Origin of the sequence: Desulfovibrio ferrophilus (genome assembly GCF_003966735.1) — a bacterium.
In the GTDB taxonomy this organism is placed as follows: domain Bacteria; phylum Desulfobacterota; class Desulfovibrionia; order Desulfovibrionales; family Desulfovibrionaceae; genus Desulfovibrio_Q; species Desulfovibrio_Q ferrophilus.
Genome location: NZ_AP017378.1, coordinates 1,179,469 through 1,197,125, shown reverse-complemented (window position 1 = coordinate 1,197,125; position 17,657 = coordinate 1,179,469). Strand labels below are relative to the sequence as shown.

Here is a 17,657-nt window from a genome sequence, read left to right as displayed (position 1 = left end):
CACAGGCATTTCAACTGCATGCAATCACCGAAGATATGGGGAACGCTTGATCCCTTCATCGAAGGCGGAGACGTCATGGGCCGCAATGTGGCCAACGAGGCGTTTCTGCGTGCACTGTTGCGACGAGACCCTTTTGACGCCTACCATTTCTTTCTGAGCACCAGTTCGCAAGTGGACCAGTTGGCTGGGCAACTTCATCTGGAATTTCAGGATATTCAGAACCGCGGCGGACTTCTGGTCCGGCTGCGGAGCCATCTGCCGGCAGCCCTTGCGCGTGGTGGATACCATTGTTTCCATCTCTCGGATTGCATCAATTATCCGGCCTATTTGGCTGCTCTTCGAAACGCCGTGAGCCCGGATATCTTTCCCATCACTGGCGTGACCCATTCCCTATCCTATCAGCGCTATAGCCGCGATTTTCTGGCTCATCTCTGGCCGGGATGCACTCCGCGCGATTGCGTTATTGCCACTTCAAAGACCGCCGTCAAAGTCGTGGACAAGTATTACGATTTGCTCAGTGATAGCTATGGTGGTCTGCCCAGGCCCACGGTGGCACGCATCCCTCTTGGTGTGGATACAGACCAGTATCGGCCACCCAGTCCGGCTGAGCGCGATGCTGCGCGGGCCAAGCTGGACCTTGATCCCGAGCAGACGATGATTCTGGTTTTTGCACGATTGTCACATTTTTCGAAGATGGATTTGATTCCTCTACTGCGAGCCATGCAGCGCTTGCCACGTCTTGGAGTTCCCCTGGATAAGGTGCGGGTTGTGCTGGCCGGTTGGATGGGCAAAGGCGATGAAACCTATGTCGAGACTGTGTCCAATCTGGCGGGGAATCTGGGACTGCCCTTGATGGTGGTGCCCAAACCTGATGACAGAACCAAACGAGAGCTGTTCTGGGGCGCGGATGTGTTTCTTTCTCCCGTGGACAACCCTCAGGAAACATTTGGTTTGACGGTACTGGAAGCCGGAGCCATGGGGTTGCCTGCCGTGGTTTCGGAATACGATGGCTACCGGGATCTGGTTGTGGAGGGCGAGACAGGCTATCTTATTCCCACTCTGGGGCCGGAATCAACGGATGCCATTGATGTCATGGCGCCGTTGCTCTTCGATAACGAGTACCATCTGCATGTAGCCCAGCAAACGGTTGTGGACGTGGCAGCTATGGCCAAGGCTCTGGCTCGGCTTGCTCTGGACCCCGCATTGCGCCGCAGGCTGGGGGAAGCCGGACGCCAACGGATGCTTGATTCCTTTAGTTGGGAACGGGTGGTGGATCAGCACGTGGTCCTGTGGCACCGTTTGCGTTCCGAACCCATTGATTCAGAAGCTATCAAGGGCACACGACACCCCCATTCGCTGCCCATTGCAAAATTATTCGAAAGTTATCCTTCCAATCGCCTGGACGATTTCGAGGTTCAGTGGTCGCCATCAGGGCAGGCCGTATACCGTGGGCACGATTTTGTTTCCATCTACCGGGCTATTGCTCATCGCGTTAATCTTGATAACGTGAAGAAGGTGGTATTCATGGCCCGCAAGCCCATTTCTGGTCCGAAACTGACAGTAAAGGTCATTGAAATTCTTGGTAAATCCGAGGAAGATGCTCAATTCTTGGTGCTGTGGTGCCTGAAAAATGATCTGTTGGAGCGCGTGGATGATGGCTCCTGACCTGCCTGAAATACTGATTCATACCTTGCTGCGGGGCATGGGTGGAACCTCTGCCATTGCTCGTGCCCTGCATGCTGTAATTCCACACTCCGTCTACAGTTTCGAGTGCGATGACGGTCTGTGTGAGGACGGGCAGGGGGCGGTGTCTCCTGAAGATCTGGGACGCTATGCCAAACAGGAAAACATTGGCCTTGTGCACCTCCATGCTACTCAGGACTGGGAGAGTTGCCTTGAAGGGTTGATCAGGGCAGGGATACCTTCTGTAATCACCTTGCATGACTGCCGGGCTTTGACCGGTGGTTGCCCCTATCCTCTGCAATGCAAGGCCTGGGAGGACGGATGTTTGCCTGAATGCCCGCGCCTGTATCCCGCCTCGGATCAGGTTGCCCGTGGGCGCCGGTCTTTGTTGAGGGAGCTTGGACCCACCATAGTGGCTCCTTCCCGTTGGATGGTGGTCATGGCCCGGGCTATTCTGCCGGAGCTGGATGTTCGTGTCATTCCCAATGGTGTGCCCTGGCCAGAGACGCTGCCTCTCCGTAGCGAAGCACGCCAGGCCGTGGGGGTTGCTCCAGGAGCGCGCATGGTGCTGTTCGTGGCCCATGGTGGGGTTGAGGCTGTCTTCAAACAGGGTGAATATTTTCTGAAGGCCTTCAAGCAGATCAAGGCCCGTGTTCCGGAGGCTATTTGTTATGTGGTCGGCGGCAAGCGCATGGAACGCCACGGTGACGTTGTGCTTTGGCCCTATGCCGATAGTCAGACCATGGCCCGCATCATGCGCGCTGCGGATGTACTGGCCTATCCGACCCTGGCTGATAATCATCCTCTGGTGGTGCTGGAGGCCATGAGCATGGCTTTGCCCGTGGTGGCTTTTGCTTCGGGAGGGGTCCCGGAGCAGATTGCGAGGCCTGGTGCCGGGGTTCTCGTGCCACCAGGGCGCTGGGGGCTTTTGCAGCAGGAAATCGTGCGGCTGCTGGAACGACCTGTTCAGGCCCGACGGTTGGGCGAGACAGCCCGTATCTGGGGAGGAGATCGTTTCCGGCAGGAACGGATGGTTTCGGATTATTTGAAATTATACAGTCGGTTGACCAGGATCTGATTCTTTTCCCACGACTCCATCGGCTCGGTTGATGAATCGGAGAACGGCCTGGGCCGTAGGATGATGATACAGCATTCCCACGTGGCAGATTGGTGCAATCTGCAATTCTTTCCACCCATTCTTTCGGATACGTAGTCCTTCCAGGGGCATGACCATGTTGTCTACCAGTGAATAGGCAGCCAGGCAGGGGACGTCAGTTTGGACGCCCTGATCTTCGATTTCCTGAATCAGTTGTCCACGGTATTCCAGCTTGTGAGCGAGTTTATTCATGCCCATTTTTGCCAGAGTTGTGCCCTGATGGGGGGTGCCAAGAGTTGCGACGGCCAGTATTCGATCTTGTAACTCAGAGGTATTGAGCAGGCTACGTGCAGCAAGCCCGCCCAGACTGTGGCAGACAAGCACGATTTTTTGACCGGGGCGTTCATTCAGGATGGTTTTGGCCTCGTGCTCGAGTTGTTCGACAATCCCTCTGAAATCCAATTTCCAACTATTATAGGTAATGGCATGCAGATCTGTGTATCCGGCACGCCGAAACCATGTGGCATAGAGAATCCAGGCCGCTGCTGTATGGCTGTAGCCGTGTACGAAGAGTACAGGAGGCTTGCCGTCGCCGTTTGATGCCTGTGGCCTTAGCCATGTGTTTGTGACCAGAAACAGAGGATAGAGCAACAAAGCTGCAGCCTGGCTGACCAGACTGGACAGGAAACCGCGCCCTATCCATAACCAGGGGTGGCCGTGGCTGGCTTGGCTCAACAACTCCATATGAGCTGTTCCCGCGGCCTGTCGCCAGAATTGCCAGTAGGTGACTACACTCACGCTGAGCACTGCGAGGCAGAAAAGACTGAGTAGGATGATGAACATTGTTTGGCTCCTGCCCGTTCGTTCGGATAATAACAACGATAACTATTTGGTGTTCTTTTGGAAAGTCCTACTCGCGGCACAATCATTTGCTCGATCTGGTCCAGAATGTACCTCTTGGAAAAGGGGATTGCGTTGGTGACAGAAGGTCTTTTGATATATTGCCTGAAAAAAGGCCGCCTCCCGAATGGGAAGCGGCCTTTGTTGGTGTCGTCGTTTTGAGTGATTAGCCGTCGGCGTTGATCTGGTCGAGGATTTCCTTGAGCGCGGCTTCAGCGCGTTCATTTTCGACCTGGCAGGTGCCCACAGCTTCGTGACCGCCACCGCCATACTTGAGCATCAGTTTGCCCACATCGGTCTTGGAGCTGCGGTCGATGATGCTCTTGCCTACGGTATAGACGGTGTTCTGCTTGTTCAGGCCCCAAAGGATGTGAACGGAGATATTGGCCTCGGGGTAGAGTGCGTAGATCATGAAGCGGTTGCCGGCGTAAATGGTCTCCTGATTGCGGAGATCGATGATAACGGCGTTGCCCTGAACAGATGTGTTTTCTTTGAGCATTGCCGTGAACAGCTGCTGCTGCTCGAAGTAGCGATCAATGCGCTCCTTGACATCGGGCAGATCGAGAATCTTGTCTACTGTCATGGCGCGGCAGTATTCAATGAGGTCTTCCATGAGGCGATAGTTGGAAATACGATAGTCGCGGAAGCGGCCCAGGCCGGTGCGTGGGTCCATCAGGTAGCCAAGCAGAATCCAGCCGGTGGGATCAAGGATTTCCTCTCTGGTCAGCTGGGCACTGTCGACCTTGTCCACTGCTTCCATCATTTCGTCGAAGCTTTTTGGGAATTTGTCGTGCCCCCCGTAGTATTCCCAAATCACACGTGCGGCGCTGGGAGAATGCTTGTAGGATCCTTTGAATTCAAAGTCGGAGCCCAAGCGGGCAGCTTCGGACGCATGGTGGTCAAACCACATTCCACAACCTTTGACGTATGGCACGTTGGCCAGGATGTCGTTGTCCGTGACCTCGATGGTGCCGTCCTGCAAATCTTTGGGGTGGGCGAATTTCCATTCGTCAATCAGCCCGAGTTCATTAAGCAGAACGGCGCAGATCAGGCCGTCAAAATCCGATCTGGTAAGCAACCTCATGAAATACCTCCTTCAAGCAGAGAACCTGCGGACGGAGACCGACCGCTTGTACGTTTGTTGTAATTCGTACATCATATAGCCATAACGTAAAATTTCTGTCAAAGATTTTGCGACGCAAGACTGGAATAGGCAGTAGGTCCATTCTATCGGGAAAGTTGATGAACAATGCGGGGAATAATGCAGTTTGCAGTGTTTTTGGCCTTGATATTGGCGTGTATCGGGGGCTGGATTTGGCTGTTTCAGGAACGGATGGTTTTTTTTCCCTCCCGTGAATCTGTAGTTACTCCAGCGGCAGCCGGCATGCGTTATGAAGATGTTTTTCTGGAAACGCCGGATTTTGGTTCCCTGCATGGCTGGTATTTGCCCGCTGATGAACCTCGGGGAACAGTTCTATTCTGTCATGGCAACGCCGGTAATATTTCTCATCGGCTGGAGACGTTGACACTGCTTCATGGTCTGAGATTCAACGTCCTGATTTTTGATTATCGCGGATACGGTCGTTCCACAGGCAAGCCGACTGAGGACAATACCTATGAAGATGCTTCTCTGGCTCTGGCGTATCTGCTTTCGGAGAAGGGGGAATCTCCTTCGCGTATCGTACTCATGGGCCGATCTCTGGGCGCCGCAGTGGCCGTTCATCTTGCTGCGAAATTTTCCCCCGCAGCCCTGATCATCGAGTCAGGATTTACCTCGGTGCCTGATCTTGGCAAACGAATATATCCCTTCCTGCCGCGTTTTTTGGCGCGTATCCGTTACGATTCCATGTCCCGTATCGCAGCAATAAAATGCCCGATCCTGGTGGCGCATAGTCCGGATGATGAAATCATTCCCTATGCCATGGGGCGCAAGTTGTACGAAGCCGCAGTTGGTCCCAAGCGTTTTTTGGAGATGCGTGGGGATCACAATGCAGGCTTTCTGGTCTCGGGCTGTGCGTATATCGAGGGGCTTGAGTTGTTCTTTAAGGGGCAGGCCGGGCTTTAGCACTTGCTCTGGATAAGGCCTCACAACGCAGGTGTCTGAGTCGTTTCCCCGACTCTTCCCCCTTGTTGCGCCATTGCTCAGGCAGGTGCACTTCAAGCATCGTTTGCAAATCTGCCATTACTATGTCGTGCAGGTTCTGGCCTGTGTCTGCTTCGACCAGACGGAACATTTCCTTGGTCAGGCGTTGGGCGTGCAAGGCGGTAAGCATGTCCACCCGGGTGCCGGGACGAAGCTCGGAGTATCGTCCTGCGGTCATATGCCAACGGGCCGCCAACTCTCCGGCCCGAATGAAACGATTCGGCAAGGCCAGGCGCTCTCCCAGTTGTCGAGCAAGTGGTTCGCCCAAGCGGTCGTGTCCGTGGTGGCTGGGGTGACGATCCCGTGGGGTTACTCCCTTTCCCAGGTCATGGGTCAGGGCCATCCAACAGACCAGTTCGTCACCGGCCACCTGATCCATCAATTGAGCCGTGTGTTCCAAGAGCGACTCGTTATGATGTGGCACTGGTCCTGCGGGGATATCCACCGCGCCCGTCAGTTCGGTAAACCACGGATTCAGGGAGCCTGTTTCTGCCAGCAGGCGGATCATGTTGCCTGGTTTTTGGGAAAGCAGTGTTTTTCGTATCTCTCTGCCGATGCGTTCTGGAGCAAGATCTTTTGTCAGACCTTGGGCTGTGCAGGAACTCATGGCCAACTTGAGTTCATCGTGGGCCGTGAATGTCGGAAGTTGGGCCTGGAAGCGTGCAGCGCGAAAAACACGCAGAGGGTCTTCATTCAATGAAGACCCTCTGACAGGCCGAAGGATATTAGCGCGCAAGTCGCTCAGGGAAGTCGGGGTGCCTACAGCCAAGTCCCAAGCTTCAGCTCTGGACGGGATGTAGGGATAATCGGAAAGGGGCAGGGCCAGAGCATTGATTGTCAGGTCGCGTGCCTGCAGGTCGGTGGCAAGATCATTGAGCAGGTCATTGTCACCAAAGGCACAGCAGCAACTCGGGCAGTTGTCTGTTCGGGGAAAGGCGAATTCCTTACTCTCCACAAGATAAACAGGAAATGCCTTGCCCACCTGTGTGGCCTTTGGAAAACGCTCAAGGAATTGCCCGGGTGTTGCCCCAAGGACTAAATAGTCGAAATCCTGAGCGCTGCGGCCCATGAGGATGTCGCGGACTGCACCGCCAACAAGGCAAATTAGCATCATTTTTTCTATCAGCTTTTGGGGCAAGTCGCTATCATGAGATTGACCCCTGTCCCTGGCGGCGCGTAAGGTTCGGGCATGGAAACCATTAATGGATTGATGTTGTGGAGCGCGGGCCGTGAGGGCTTGGCGGACTCCATTACTGTGAATGAATTGAAATCTGTACATCCGGCATGGGCGCGGGTCGTGGCGGATTGTACGGCCTGGGTAGAACAGGGTGATTTTACTGTCTGCAGTACAACGGCTGAAACTCCTGCTCCTGTCTGTATCTGTGGGCCGTGTGGTTCCAGTTTGGACGTGGCCTGGGCTTTGGTTGAGCAGGGAGCTCTGTCCGAATGGGGCGCTGTCCTGGCTGTATCGCAGCGGTCTGGTCGTGGGCAATTGCGTCGGGATTGGATTTCACCTGCGGGTAATCTCTACGCAGCATGGCTTTGGCCCGAGTTGCCTCAAGCCTTTGCTCCGCTGGTCTCGCTTGTGGCAGGGGGAGTCGTTGCAGAGACGCTGAAGGAACTCGGTATGGCTGTTCACATCAAGTGGCCCAATGATCTACTGCTCGAAAATGGTAGGAAAGTGGGTGGAATACTCGTTGAAGAGCGTTTTGGAAAAACGCTGGTTGGAATTGGTCTTAATCTCGATTCGTCCCCGCAGGACAGTGAAATACGCGAATCGTGGAGTCCCAGGGCTGGCATTATGTCACCACTTGGTGACGAAAAAAATGTAATTTCGCTATGGTGTGGGCTTGTGAAATCTGCCCGCTGTTGGTATGAAGCCCATGCTTCTAGTGAAAATCCTCAAAATTTTCTTGATTGGTTGGAGTCTCGCATCGCCTGGCTCGGACTCAATGTCCGAGTGCGAAGCTCCCAAGGTGAATTTGTCGCAGTCCCGGTAGGGCTGGCCGCTGACGGCGGCCTTGTTCTGCGACGCGGCAACCAGACAGAAATTTTGTATTCCGGAAGCATCGCTCTCGAATGATCCCCGCCCGGCGCGGCGGGGAGATCCGCGGAGGCCGGGTCATCCTACGCTAAGAGGAGAAAGGTCTTGTCCCAGAAAAGAACTCGTCCCAGATTATTTAAGGAAGTCCTTGCCGATATCAAGGGCAAGAAAATATTGGTTGCCAACCGAGGCATTCCTGCCCGGCGCATCGCACGAACTATTCGTGAAATGTGTGGTGCCATTCCCATTATGACCGCCACGGACGTCGACAAGACTTCTCCGGCGACGACCGGCGTTCAGGAGTTGATGCTTCTGGGCGAGAACCCCCGCGCATATCTGGATATCGATCGTATCATCCGCAAGGCCAAGGCCCGTGGTATCGTGGCGATTCATCCCGGTTGGGGCTTCTCGGCAGAGGATGAGTCCTTCCCTGAGAAGTGCCGCAACGCAGGGATCAAATTCCTTGGGCCACAAGCCGGCCCCATGCGTATTCTGGGCAATAAGGTCGAGGTCCGTAATCTCGCCAAGAAGCTCGGAGTCCCTGTTGTTCCCGGTTCCGACGGAGCTGTTAGCATCCCCGAAGCTCGTCAGATTGCCGAGGAAATCGGCTATCCTGTGATGCTCAAGGCCGAAGGCGGCGGCGGTGGCCGCGGTATCTATGAGGTGTTCAAGCCTGAACAGCTCGAAGATGCCTTTGCCAAGGCCTCAGCCATGGCCGCGGCTTCATTCGGCAATCCGCGTCTGTACGTTGAGCGTCTGCTGCGTTCTGTCCGTCACATCGAGATTCAGGTCATTGCCGACAAGTATGGCAATGCCTTTGCCTTTGACGAACGTGACTGCACCATACAGCGCAATCATCAGAAGCTGGTGGAAATCACGCCTTCTCCCTGGCCTGGTATGACCAAGGAACTGCGCGAGCAGTTGAAGGATTACGCCACTCAACTGGTAACCGAGGTCGGTTATTACTCATTGGCAACAGTGGAATTCCTGGTGGAATCCGATGGCACTCCTTATCTGATCGAGGTCAATACCCGACTTCAGGTGGAACACGGCATCACCGAGATTCGCTATGGTGTTGACTTGGTTGAAGAGCAGATTGCCGTGGCTTTCGGGGCCAAGTTGCGTTTCAACAAGCGTGACACCCGCCCCCAGAACCATGCCATTCAGATTCGCGTCAACTGCGAGGACCCGCAGAAGAACTTCGAGCCCAACAACGGGCGCATCACGCGTTACGTTTCCCCTGGTGGCCCGGGCATCCGTCTGGATTCCTGCATCACTGCCGGGTATGAATTCCCCTCTCAGTATGATTCCGCAGCCGCACTCCTGGTAGGCTTTGGCCGGAGCTGGAAGAAGGCGTTGCGCGTTCTTGAACGTGCCCTCAAGGAATATCATGTGGGTGGGGTCAAGACGACGATTCCCTTCCATCGCCAGATCGTGCGTCATCGCAAATTCCGCGATGGCGACTTCGATACCAACTTTGTGGCCAATCATCCCGAGTTGATGATCTACATCGACGAGGAGCCCGAGGCCCATCGCCTGTCCCGGCTTATCGCAGATATCTCGGCCAAGGGCTTCAACGAATACGTTGCTTTGGACGAATACCGTGGCCGCCACGACAAGCGTTTGAATAACTTCGAACCTGTCTTGCCGCGTATCTATCCCAACGCCTACGAATATCCTTATCCTCGGTATGACCGTCAGGCCACGCTGGACTATATCCGCGACTCTGATCACGTCCATTTTATGGACACGACGACTCGCGATATTACTCAGTCCAATAGTGGCAACCGCTTCCGTTGGGCCGAAGACAAGCTCATTGCCCAGTATCTGGACAACTGCGGATTCTTTTCCCTGGAGAACGGCGGCGGGGCGCATTTCCACGTGGCCATGCTGGCGAACATGACCTATCCGTTCACCGAGGCTGCCAACTGGAACGAGTTTGCACCCAAGACGCTGAAGCAGATTCTGATCAGGTCCACCAATGTGCTGGGCTACAAGCCCCAGCCCAAGAACCTGATGCAGAAGACTGGCGAGATGATCAATGAACATTACGATGTCATCCGCTGCTTCGACTTCTTGAATCATATTGAAAATATGCGGCCTTTTGCCGAAGTGGCGCTGAACTCCACTCGTAATATCTTCGAGCCTGCCATTTCCATGTCTTGGGCTCAGGGCTTCACGGTCAAGCATTACCTCGGTGTGACCGAGGAGATTCTGCGACTTGTGCGTGATGTGGCCGGTGTCAGCACCGCCAAAGCTCAGAAGATGATCATTCTGGGGCTGAAGGACATGGCTGGCGTGTGTCCACCGCACTTCATGCGCGAGTTGATCACTGCCCTGCGCAAGAAGTACCCCGCCTTGATCCTGCACTATCATCGCCACTACACCGACGGCTTGTTCGTACCTGCCTGTGGTGAAGCCGCCAAGGCCGGTGCGCACATCGTGGATACCGCCATTGGTGCTAGCGTGCGTTGGTACGGACAGGGCGAAGTGCTTTCCACTGCTGCCTACATTGAGCAGGAGATGGGGCTCAAGACCAATCTGAATAAGGATATGATCCGTACCTGCAACTTTGTGCTCAAACAGATCATGCCCTTCTATGACCGCTATACAGCCCCGTACTTCCAGGGCATCGATTACGATGTCGTGGAACACGGCATGCCAGGTGGAGCGACCTCTTCCTCGCAGGAAGGGGCTCTCAAGCAGGGACATATCCACCTGTTGCCTTATATGCTGAAGTTCCTGGCCGGAACGCGCAAGATTGTGCGTTATCACGACGTGACTCCCGGCTCGCAAATCACTTGGAACACTGCCTTCCTGGCCGTGACCGGCGCGTTTAAGCGCGGTGGCGAGAGAGCTGTGGTGGATCTGTTGGAAGTGTTGGATTACGTGGTCAAGACTCCGGAAAACGAGCTGTCCGAGAACATGAAACGGGCACGGCTGGAAGTTTACCGTGATGCCAACGATGCCTTCCGCAATCTGCTGCTTGGTGAATATGGCCGACTGCCCCTGGGCTTCCCGGATGACTGGGTCTATGAGAGCGCCTTTGGTTCTGATTACAAGCATGCCCTTGCCAAGCGGACTCAGGTTTCTCCTTTGGAGTCTCTGGTCGATATCGATATGGACGTGGAGCGTGAGGCACTGGTTTCGCACATCAAGCGTGAACCTACGGACGAAGAGTTCGTGATGTACCTGAACCACCCCGGTGACGCCCTGAAGACCGTGGAGTTCGTGCAGCAGTTCGGCGATCCGAACAACGTGCCGCTGGATGTCTGGTTCGAAGGCTTGGAGACGGGCCGCGAACTGAACTTCCTGGATAGCCTGCGTAAGCCGCATTCCATGACCATCCTGCATATGTCTGATCCGGATGACGCGGGCATGAGCATTGTGCGTTATGTGCTGGATTCCGAAATTCTGACCTGTCAGATCAAGGTGGCTGAATCCACGAGTGCCATGATGACCTCCGTTGAAATGGCCGATCCTGCCAACCGGTATCACGTGGGCGCGCCTTCCAACGGTGATCTGTGGATCATGTATGTAGAGCCTGGCGATGTGGTAAAAGCCGGTGAGGAGCTGTTCAACATCTCCATCATGAAGCAGGAAAAAGCTGTGCTGGCTCCTGTGGATGGCATGGTCATGCGAGTTTTGAAATCCGCGAACTTCAAAGACGACAAGAAGATGGTCCCGGTGCTTGGTGGCGAAATGCTGGTGGAACTCGGGCCTGTGCCCAAGAAGTGCCCCACCTGTAAGCTGCACATCACCGATGATAAATATGTATTCTGTCCCGGTTGTGGTCAGAAGCTCTAGAATCGAACCGCTGTCGCTCACGTGGCAGCGGTTTTTTTAGACGGGCAGGGGCGTCGCTCTCAATTTGAGTGATGCGCGTCCCCTGCGCGGCAAAACGAGAAACCTTTCAGCATTGTTTGCATCGTGCCGGACAGTAGAGCCCTTTGGGTGATTTCGGCATGTCGCACATTTTGTGCCTCAAAGGAGGAGGACAAGATGGCCAAAGCCAAAAGTGCCACTACCGAGAAGAAGTCCGCGGCAAAGAAGAAACCCGCGACCAAGATCGATCGAACCAAACAGGTCGTTCTCAACGGCTCCGACATTGTCGCCATTGGTGAGGATGCGGAAATCCTGGTTGGCGGTAAGAACTACAACACCGCAATCATCAGTCAGGTTGAGGGTATCCGTGCGCCGCAGTTCAGGGCCATTTCATCCATTGCCTTTCATAAGCTCCTTGATGAAACCAAGGTTAATGCCGCTCTGGTCCGTTCTTCGGTTGACGCTGAGTATAGCCGCATCGACTGGACCGATGAAGAAGTAAACAAGGACTCTGAATTCCTTCAGAAGTTCGTCAAGAATATTGCCAAAATGGTGCGTGATTCCGAGCAGGATGGCACCTTGGTCAAGCTTCGGACCTTTATCAATAACGTGGTCGAAGGTTTTGCCACCAGTCCTGAAGGGATCGATCAGCTGCGCAAGCGTTCCGTGCTGGTGCAGTCGGCAATCCTTTCGGTTCAATTGCCCGAAGTGGTGGGCGCCGAAGTTCGCCGTGCATACCTGGATATTTGTAAGGAAGCGGGTCTGGAAGACGTACCTGTTGCCGTACGTTCCTCCGCTGCAGGTGAAGACAGCCGCAAGAAGGCATTTGCCGGGTTGCAGGATACCTATCTGAATATTGTGGGCGAGAACATGTGCGTGGATGCCTATCACTGGGACTGCGCCTCCGCCTACAACCTGCGCTCCATGACGTATCGTCGAGAGGCTATTCTGGATGCCATCGCCGAGGCCGAACGCACCGGTGATGATGAAATCGCCGTGATTGCCAAGCAGGAATGGGCGATCGAGAATACCTCATTGTCCGTGTGCATCATGCGTATGATCAATCCGGTCATTTCCGGTACCGCCTTCTCCGCTGACACCGCCACCGGTTGCCGTGGAACCGACAAGAAGGAACTGGTCTCCATGGATGCCAGTTACGGTCTTGGCGAGGCCGTTGTTGGTGGAATGGTAACCCCTGATAAGTTCTATGTTTTCCAGCGCGAAGATGGGGCCGAAGTTGTCATCCGCTTCATGGGCTTCAAGGACAAGAAAATTGTCTATCAGGCCGAAGGTGGCACCAAGCTGGTCAAGGTGGATGAACTGGAGGCCTATCAGTGGTCCCTGTCCCTGGCACAGGCCGAGGAAGTGGCCAGAGGCGTGCGGAACATCTCCAAGGCCTACGACGGTATGATCATGGATACCGAGTTCTGTATCGATCAGTCCGACAGGCTGTGGTTCGTTCAGGCTCGTCCCGAGACCCGCTGGAATGAGGAATTCGAAGATCATCCGGACACCATCTTCATGCGCCGCATGGAAGTGGACGCCGCTGCACGCGCTGCTGCCGAAGTGATTATTGAGGGCAATGGCGCCTCCCGTGGTGCTGGTCAGGGCAAGGTTAAATTCCTGCGCTCCGCCCTTGAACTCAACAAAATCAATAAGGGTGACATACTGGCCGCCGAGCGTACCGATCCGGATATGGTTCCGGGCATGCGTATCGCTTCGGCCATCATGGCCGATGTGGGTGGAGATACTTCTCACGCCGCCATCACGTCACGTGAGTTGGGTATTCCGGCTATCATCGGCATCCAACGGGCCGAAGTGCTGCGCAATTTGGACGGCCAGGAAGTGACTGTCGACGGTTCTACCGGAAAGGTCTATCGCGGTCTGCTGCCTCTGGTAGAGGTCGGCGGTGAGATCAACGTTGCCGAGCTGCCCATCACCAAGACCAAAGTTGGCCTGATTCTGGCCGATGTGGGGCAGTCCCTGTTCCTGTCGCGCCTTCGTCAGAGCCCCGACTTCGAGGTCGGTCTGCTGCGCGCCGAGTTCATGCTGGGTAATATCGCCGTGCATCCCATGGCTCTGGAAGCCTTTGATAACGGGCAGCTGGAAGTGCTGGTCAACAGCAATGTCCGTCAGTTGGATGCCAAGCTGACCAAGATCCTCAAGGATCAGTTGGCTGCCGGTGTACAGACTCTGGACCTGAACCTGCGCGAGTATGTCGCCGTAATCACGGGTCTGGGCAAGGAAATCGAGGAACTTACAGATCGTTCTTCGGCCTCTCGCGGTACGACCGACGAAGTTCTGGCCATCCACCGTCGCCTGCGCGAACTGGACAAACAGCTGGATTATCATCTGGAATTGGCCACTCGCCGTATGGACGTGCTCAAGACCTCCGAAGATCTTGAGGCCCATGTGGCCGTCATCATGGGCTACACTGAGATTCTGGAGACTCCCGGCACGGACCGTGAGGCCGACAAACATCGTCAGGATGTGATGGATAAGGTCACGATTCACTGTGCCAAGATTCAGGATGAGCCCATGGTGGTGGATGTACTGACCCGCATTGGTGCTCTGCGTACAGAAGTGGCCCTCAAGGTTGGCCTGAAAAGGGAAATCGAAGAGGTTCGTACCCTGCATGAACGTATTGCAGGCATCATTCGCTCACGCGGATTCCGTAACGGCAAGGAACATTACGTCCAGACGCTGGCTCAGAGCCTCGCGCTGTTCGCTATGGCCTTCCACGGACGCGACATCATCTATCGCACAACTGATTACAAATCCAACGAGTATCGCAACCTGATCGGCGGTAGCCTGTTCGAGGCTCACGAGGATAACCCCATGATCGGCTATCGCGGCGTGTCCCGCAATATCCATGACTGGGAAGTCGAGGCCTTCAAGATGGCTCGCGGTGTCTTCGGCGGCAAGAACCTGCAGATGATGCTGCCATTCGTGCGAACCCTTGAAGAAGCCCGGTCCATGAAACGCTATCTGGAGCAGGTGCATAAACTGAAGAGCGGCGACGACGGGTTGAAACTCATTCTGATGAGCGAAATTCCGGCCAACGCCATCCTTGCCAAGCAGTTCATCCAGGAGTTTGACGGCTTCTCCATCGGCTCCAACGATATGACCCAGATGGTACTGGCTACCGACCGTGACAATGCTCGTTTGCAGCACATCTATGATGAGGAAGATCCGGCTGTCGTCTGGGCTATCCTGGTGACGCTGTTTACCGGTCAGAAATTCGGCAAGAAAGTCGGATTCTGCGGTCAGGGTGTTTCCAATAGTTTGATCCTGCGCGGCCTTGTTGCCATTGCGGGCATCACTTCCGCGTCGGTCGTTCCCGATACCTACCATCAGACCAAGTTGGACATGGCTGCCATCGAGGCCGAAAATATCCCCTCGAATCAGCTGGGCAAGTGGCTCCGGAAGCAGCACCTGAATAATCTGGTGAATCTGCTCAAGGAGAAAAACTACGGTCACATTCTCAAAAAATACAAGACTGCCAGCGACCTCATGGAATGGTACGAAGGCGAACTGGCCCGCTTTGCCGAGCAACTCCGGGATAATCTGGATGCCGACAAGGAAGAGTTCTATCGCCAGGAAATGGAGCGGTTCCGCTCCGTTTTCCACAAGCCGGTGATTTACGCCAGCTGGGATTGGGAAAGTACTGTCGAGGATTCTCTGCACCAGGCAGGTTTTGCCTCTTTCGAAGAGCAGCAGAAGGCTCTGGAAGCTGTGCGCAAAAAGAACCTCTAGATGGATTGATGTAAGCATCCTTCCGTTGCTTGTCGGCGTGGATGCTGCATGAACATGCAAGACTCAGCCCCTCCGGTACACCGGAGGGGCTTTTGTTTACAGGGGGGGCAATTGACTATAATGACGGGAGCATCATGAAAAGCTGGATTGAAAAGGTTCCCCTGCTGGCTGAGGGGATGCACGACGAACTGTTGTCCAAGGTGGACCAACTGCGGCGTGACAAGTCCGTGTACCCATCAACAGGAATGGAGTTGCGGGCATTGGAATTGACTCCGTTTGATGACGTTAAAGTCGTGATTCTGGGACAGGACCCGTATCATGGCCCCGGGCAGGCCCATGGTTTGTCTTTCTCCGTCCCCGTTGGAGCTAAATTCCCACCCTCGCTGCGGAATATATTTAAGGAAGTGGGCGCCTCGGTTTACGGCGATGAAACACGGGAATTTTCGTCTGATTTGACCCGTTGGGCCGTTCAGGGCGTTTTGCTGCTTAATACGGTGCTTACGGTGGAAGAGGGCAAGGCGGGTGCCCACAGGGGCCTGGGCTGGCAGAAGCTGACCGATGACATTATTGCTACCTTATCCAATGAGCGTGAGGGCGTTGTTTTCCTTCTCTGGGGGAACGACGCCCGTTCCAAGTCTGCATTAATCGATGCAGAACGCCACCTGATTCTTGAGTCTGCACATCCATCACCTTTGTCAGCCTATCGGGGGTTCTTGGGCTGCGGGCATTTTGTTCAGACTAATACCTATCTGCAAGAGCAGGGCACCGACCAAATCACGTGGTAAGCGTGACCACTCTGGTTGGGCTCATATGAAGGCAATTCAGTTTTTTCTTTGGTGAAATCAAAAAGCCCCGCTTCAACCTAAGAAGCGGGGCTTTATACGTGGTGTTGGTCAGAACTATTGGCCTACACGGCTGGCAATGTTGTTCCTGATCCATGAGGCATCCCACCATTCCACGGGATTAACGGCTACTCCTGAAACATAGACCCCAAAGTGCAGATGATCGCCTCCGGCGAGCCCTGTGGCGCCTGTACGTCCTATGATCTGCCCTTTGGTTACGATATCGCCGTCTTCCACATCAATCTGGGAAAGATGGGAGTACAGGCTCATCAGCCCCAGGCCGTGGTCGATGATCACGTTCTCACCATAGATGCCGTGGAATCCTGTACGAACGATGCGCCCGGCATTGGCGGCCGGAATGGGTGCATTCTTCAGCGAGGCTAGGTCAATGCCCAGATGCGTCTGGTAGTCCACATCCTTGCCGTTGTAGCGATAGGTGCGGCTATCGGCAAAACGGGCACGGTTGGCAGCGTTGGGTAACCGGAGGAATGATCCCTTCCATGAGGCCTCGGAAGACGAGGTTTGCCCTAGAGACAGAATCGCAGCCCTGTCTTTGATACGCATTTCGCCGTTGACCTTGAGATAGACGGACAACAGGTCGGGTTCGTCGGGATAGTAGTCTTCATACTGGGGCATCTTGGCCTGCAGAAAGCTGTCGGGCAGATTGATCGTGTCATGCCTGAATGTACGATTGTTGACATGGAATGCAAACGTTCTGCTTCGAGTATTGCCTGCCAGATCTGTGGCCTCGAGCTTGGGCTGGAAGTCGGCAACTTCGATGTCATAGGGGAAGGCAAAAATGCAGGCGAAGTCTCCAGATGGCAGTTCGTAACCAGGGAAGAAGCGATTCCCGATGCGCACGCCGGAGGAGGTTACTGATTCGTTGACGGTATAGGCAATGGCTCCGCTGCCCCCCCGGTTCAGGTTGTGTTGCATGCTTTCCACGGCAATGCGTGGTTTTTTGCTGTCCAACATGAAGGATGCCGTCTTGCTGTTGGAATTTCCCTTGCCCATACGGTGATATGATGCATCCACAGCCGTGATTTCCAACTCGAAGGGACCATTTTTGAAGCCCGTCTTGGCTAGGTCGAAGGTCAGTTCGCTTTGCAGTGATTTATCTGCGGGGGCGCTGGCCAGAGTTGTGCGTTTGCCATTCTCAATCAATATTACTGACATGGAACGGATACCGGAAGGGTCTTCGGCTCGGGCCGTGAAGATTGCGGCTTTGCCTACAGGGCCTGAATCGGGTGTCAGGGTGATCAGTGGGGGAGTTGTATCCTTAAAATAGAGGTATGAGCCTGCGCCGAGTGCCAGGCAGGCCAGAACGCTCATGGCGATGATAATGATTTTTTTGATGTTCAAAGACAT

Annotated in this window: 11 protein-coding genes; 7 read left to right on the top strand and 4 right to left on the bottom strand. The window is 54.7% G+C overall.

Annotated elements, in window-relative coordinates; all coding sequences use genetic code 11:
- Positions 1–18: 18 nt before the first annotated feature.
- Together EL361_RS05520 and EL361_RS05515 are read left to right on the top strand one after the other, a co-directional pair.
- Positions 19–1,665: a glycosyltransferase family 4 protein gene (locus EL361_RS05520; RefSeq protein WP_126377420.1), complete on the top strand. Its 1,647-nt coding sequence runs from the start codon at positions 19–21 to the stop codon at positions 1,663–1,665.
- Complete coding sequence (locus EL361_RS05515; RefSeq protein WP_172961645.1) at positions 1,652–2,761, top strand: glycosyltransferase; 1,110 nt, start codon at positions 1,652–1,654, stop codon at positions 2,759–2,761. The genes EL361_RS05520 and EL361_RS05515 overlap by 14 nt, the downstream gene beginning before the upstream one ends.
- Here the strand turns inward: EL361_RS05515 and EL361_RS05510 are convergent.
- Positions 2,735–3,622 carry an esterase/lipase family protein gene (locus EL361_RS05510; RefSeq protein ID WP_126377416.1) on the bottom strand — a complete coding sequence of 296 codons (888 nt, stop codon included), beginning with the start codon at positions 3,620–3,622 and terminating at the stop codon, positions 2,735–2,737. The genes EL361_RS05515 and EL361_RS05510 overlap by 27 nt on opposite strands.
- A 223-nt stretch (positions 3,623–3,845) precedes the next feature.
- The gene (locus EL361_RS05505) at positions 3,846–4,763 is read right to left on the bottom strand and encodes a DHH family phosphoesterase (RefSeq protein ID WP_126377415.1); all 918 of its coding nucleotides are present in this window, start codon (positions 4,761–4,763) and stop codon (positions 3,846–3,848) included.
- Positions 4,764–5,063: 300 nt separating this feature from the next.
- Here EL361_RS05505 and EL361_RS05500 point away from each other — a divergent pair, with 300 nt between their 5' ends.
- Complete coding sequence (locus EL361_RS05500) at positions 5,064–5,744, top strand: alpha/beta hydrolase (RefSeq protein WP_232034884.1); 681 nt, start codon at positions 5,064–5,066, stop codon at positions 5,742–5,744.
- On the opposite strand, the gene EL361_RS05495 is transcribed toward EL361_RS05500, so the two are convergent.
- Complete coding sequence (locus EL361_RS05495) at positions 5,722–6,936, bottom strand: tRNA nucleotidyltransferase/poly(A) polymerase-related protein (RefSeq protein ID WP_232034883.1); 1,215 nt, start codon at positions 6,934–6,936, stop codon at positions 5,722–5,724. The two genes, EL361_RS05500 and EL361_RS05495, sit on opposite strands and share 23 nt — an antisense overlap.
- Before the next feature lie 75 nt (positions 6,937–7,011).
- On the opposite strand from EL361_RS05495, the gene EL361_RS05490 reads away from it, so the two are divergent.
- The 4 genes from EL361_RS05490 (at position 7,012) to ung (ending at position 16,232) form a co-directional block, all read left to right on the top strand.
- Entirely contained in the window at positions 7,012–7,905 is an 894-nt protein-coding gene (locus tag EL361_RS05490) for a biotin--[acetyl-CoA-carboxylase] ligase (protein WP_126377410.1), read from the top strand.
- 66 nt (positions 7,906–7,971) lie between these two features.
- Positions 7,972–11,673 carry a pyruvate carboxylase gene (locus EL361_RS05485; protein ID WP_126377408.1) on the top strand — a complete coding sequence of 1,234 codons (3,702 nt, stop codon included), beginning with the start codon at positions 7,972–7,974 and terminating at the stop codon, positions 11,671–11,673.
- Positions 11,674–11,868: 195 nt separating this feature from the next.
- Positions 11,869–15,447 carry a PEP/pyruvate-binding domain-containing protein gene (locus tag EL361_RS05480; protein ID WP_126377406.1) on the top strand — a complete coding sequence of 1,193 codons (3,579 nt, stop codon included), beginning with the start codon at positions 11,869–11,871 and terminating at the stop codon, positions 15,445–15,447.
- 134 nt (positions 15,448–15,581) lie between these two features.
- Positions 15,582–16,232 carry a uracil-DNA glycosylase gene (gene ung / locus EL361_RS05475; protein WP_126377404.1) on the top strand — a complete coding sequence of 217 codons (651 nt, stop codon included), beginning with the start codon at positions 15,582–15,584 and terminating at the stop codon, positions 16,230–16,232.
- A 114-nt stretch (positions 16,233–16,346) separates the two neighbouring features.
- On the opposite strand, the gene EL361_RS05470 is transcribed toward ung, so the two are convergent.
- Positions 16,347–17,651: a M23 family metallopeptidase gene (locus EL361_RS05470; RefSeq protein ID WP_232034882.1), complete on the bottom strand. Its 1,305-nt coding sequence runs from the start codon at positions 17,649–17,651 to the stop codon at positions 16,347–16,349.
- Between the last annotated feature and the right edge of the window lie 6 nt (positions 17,652–17,657).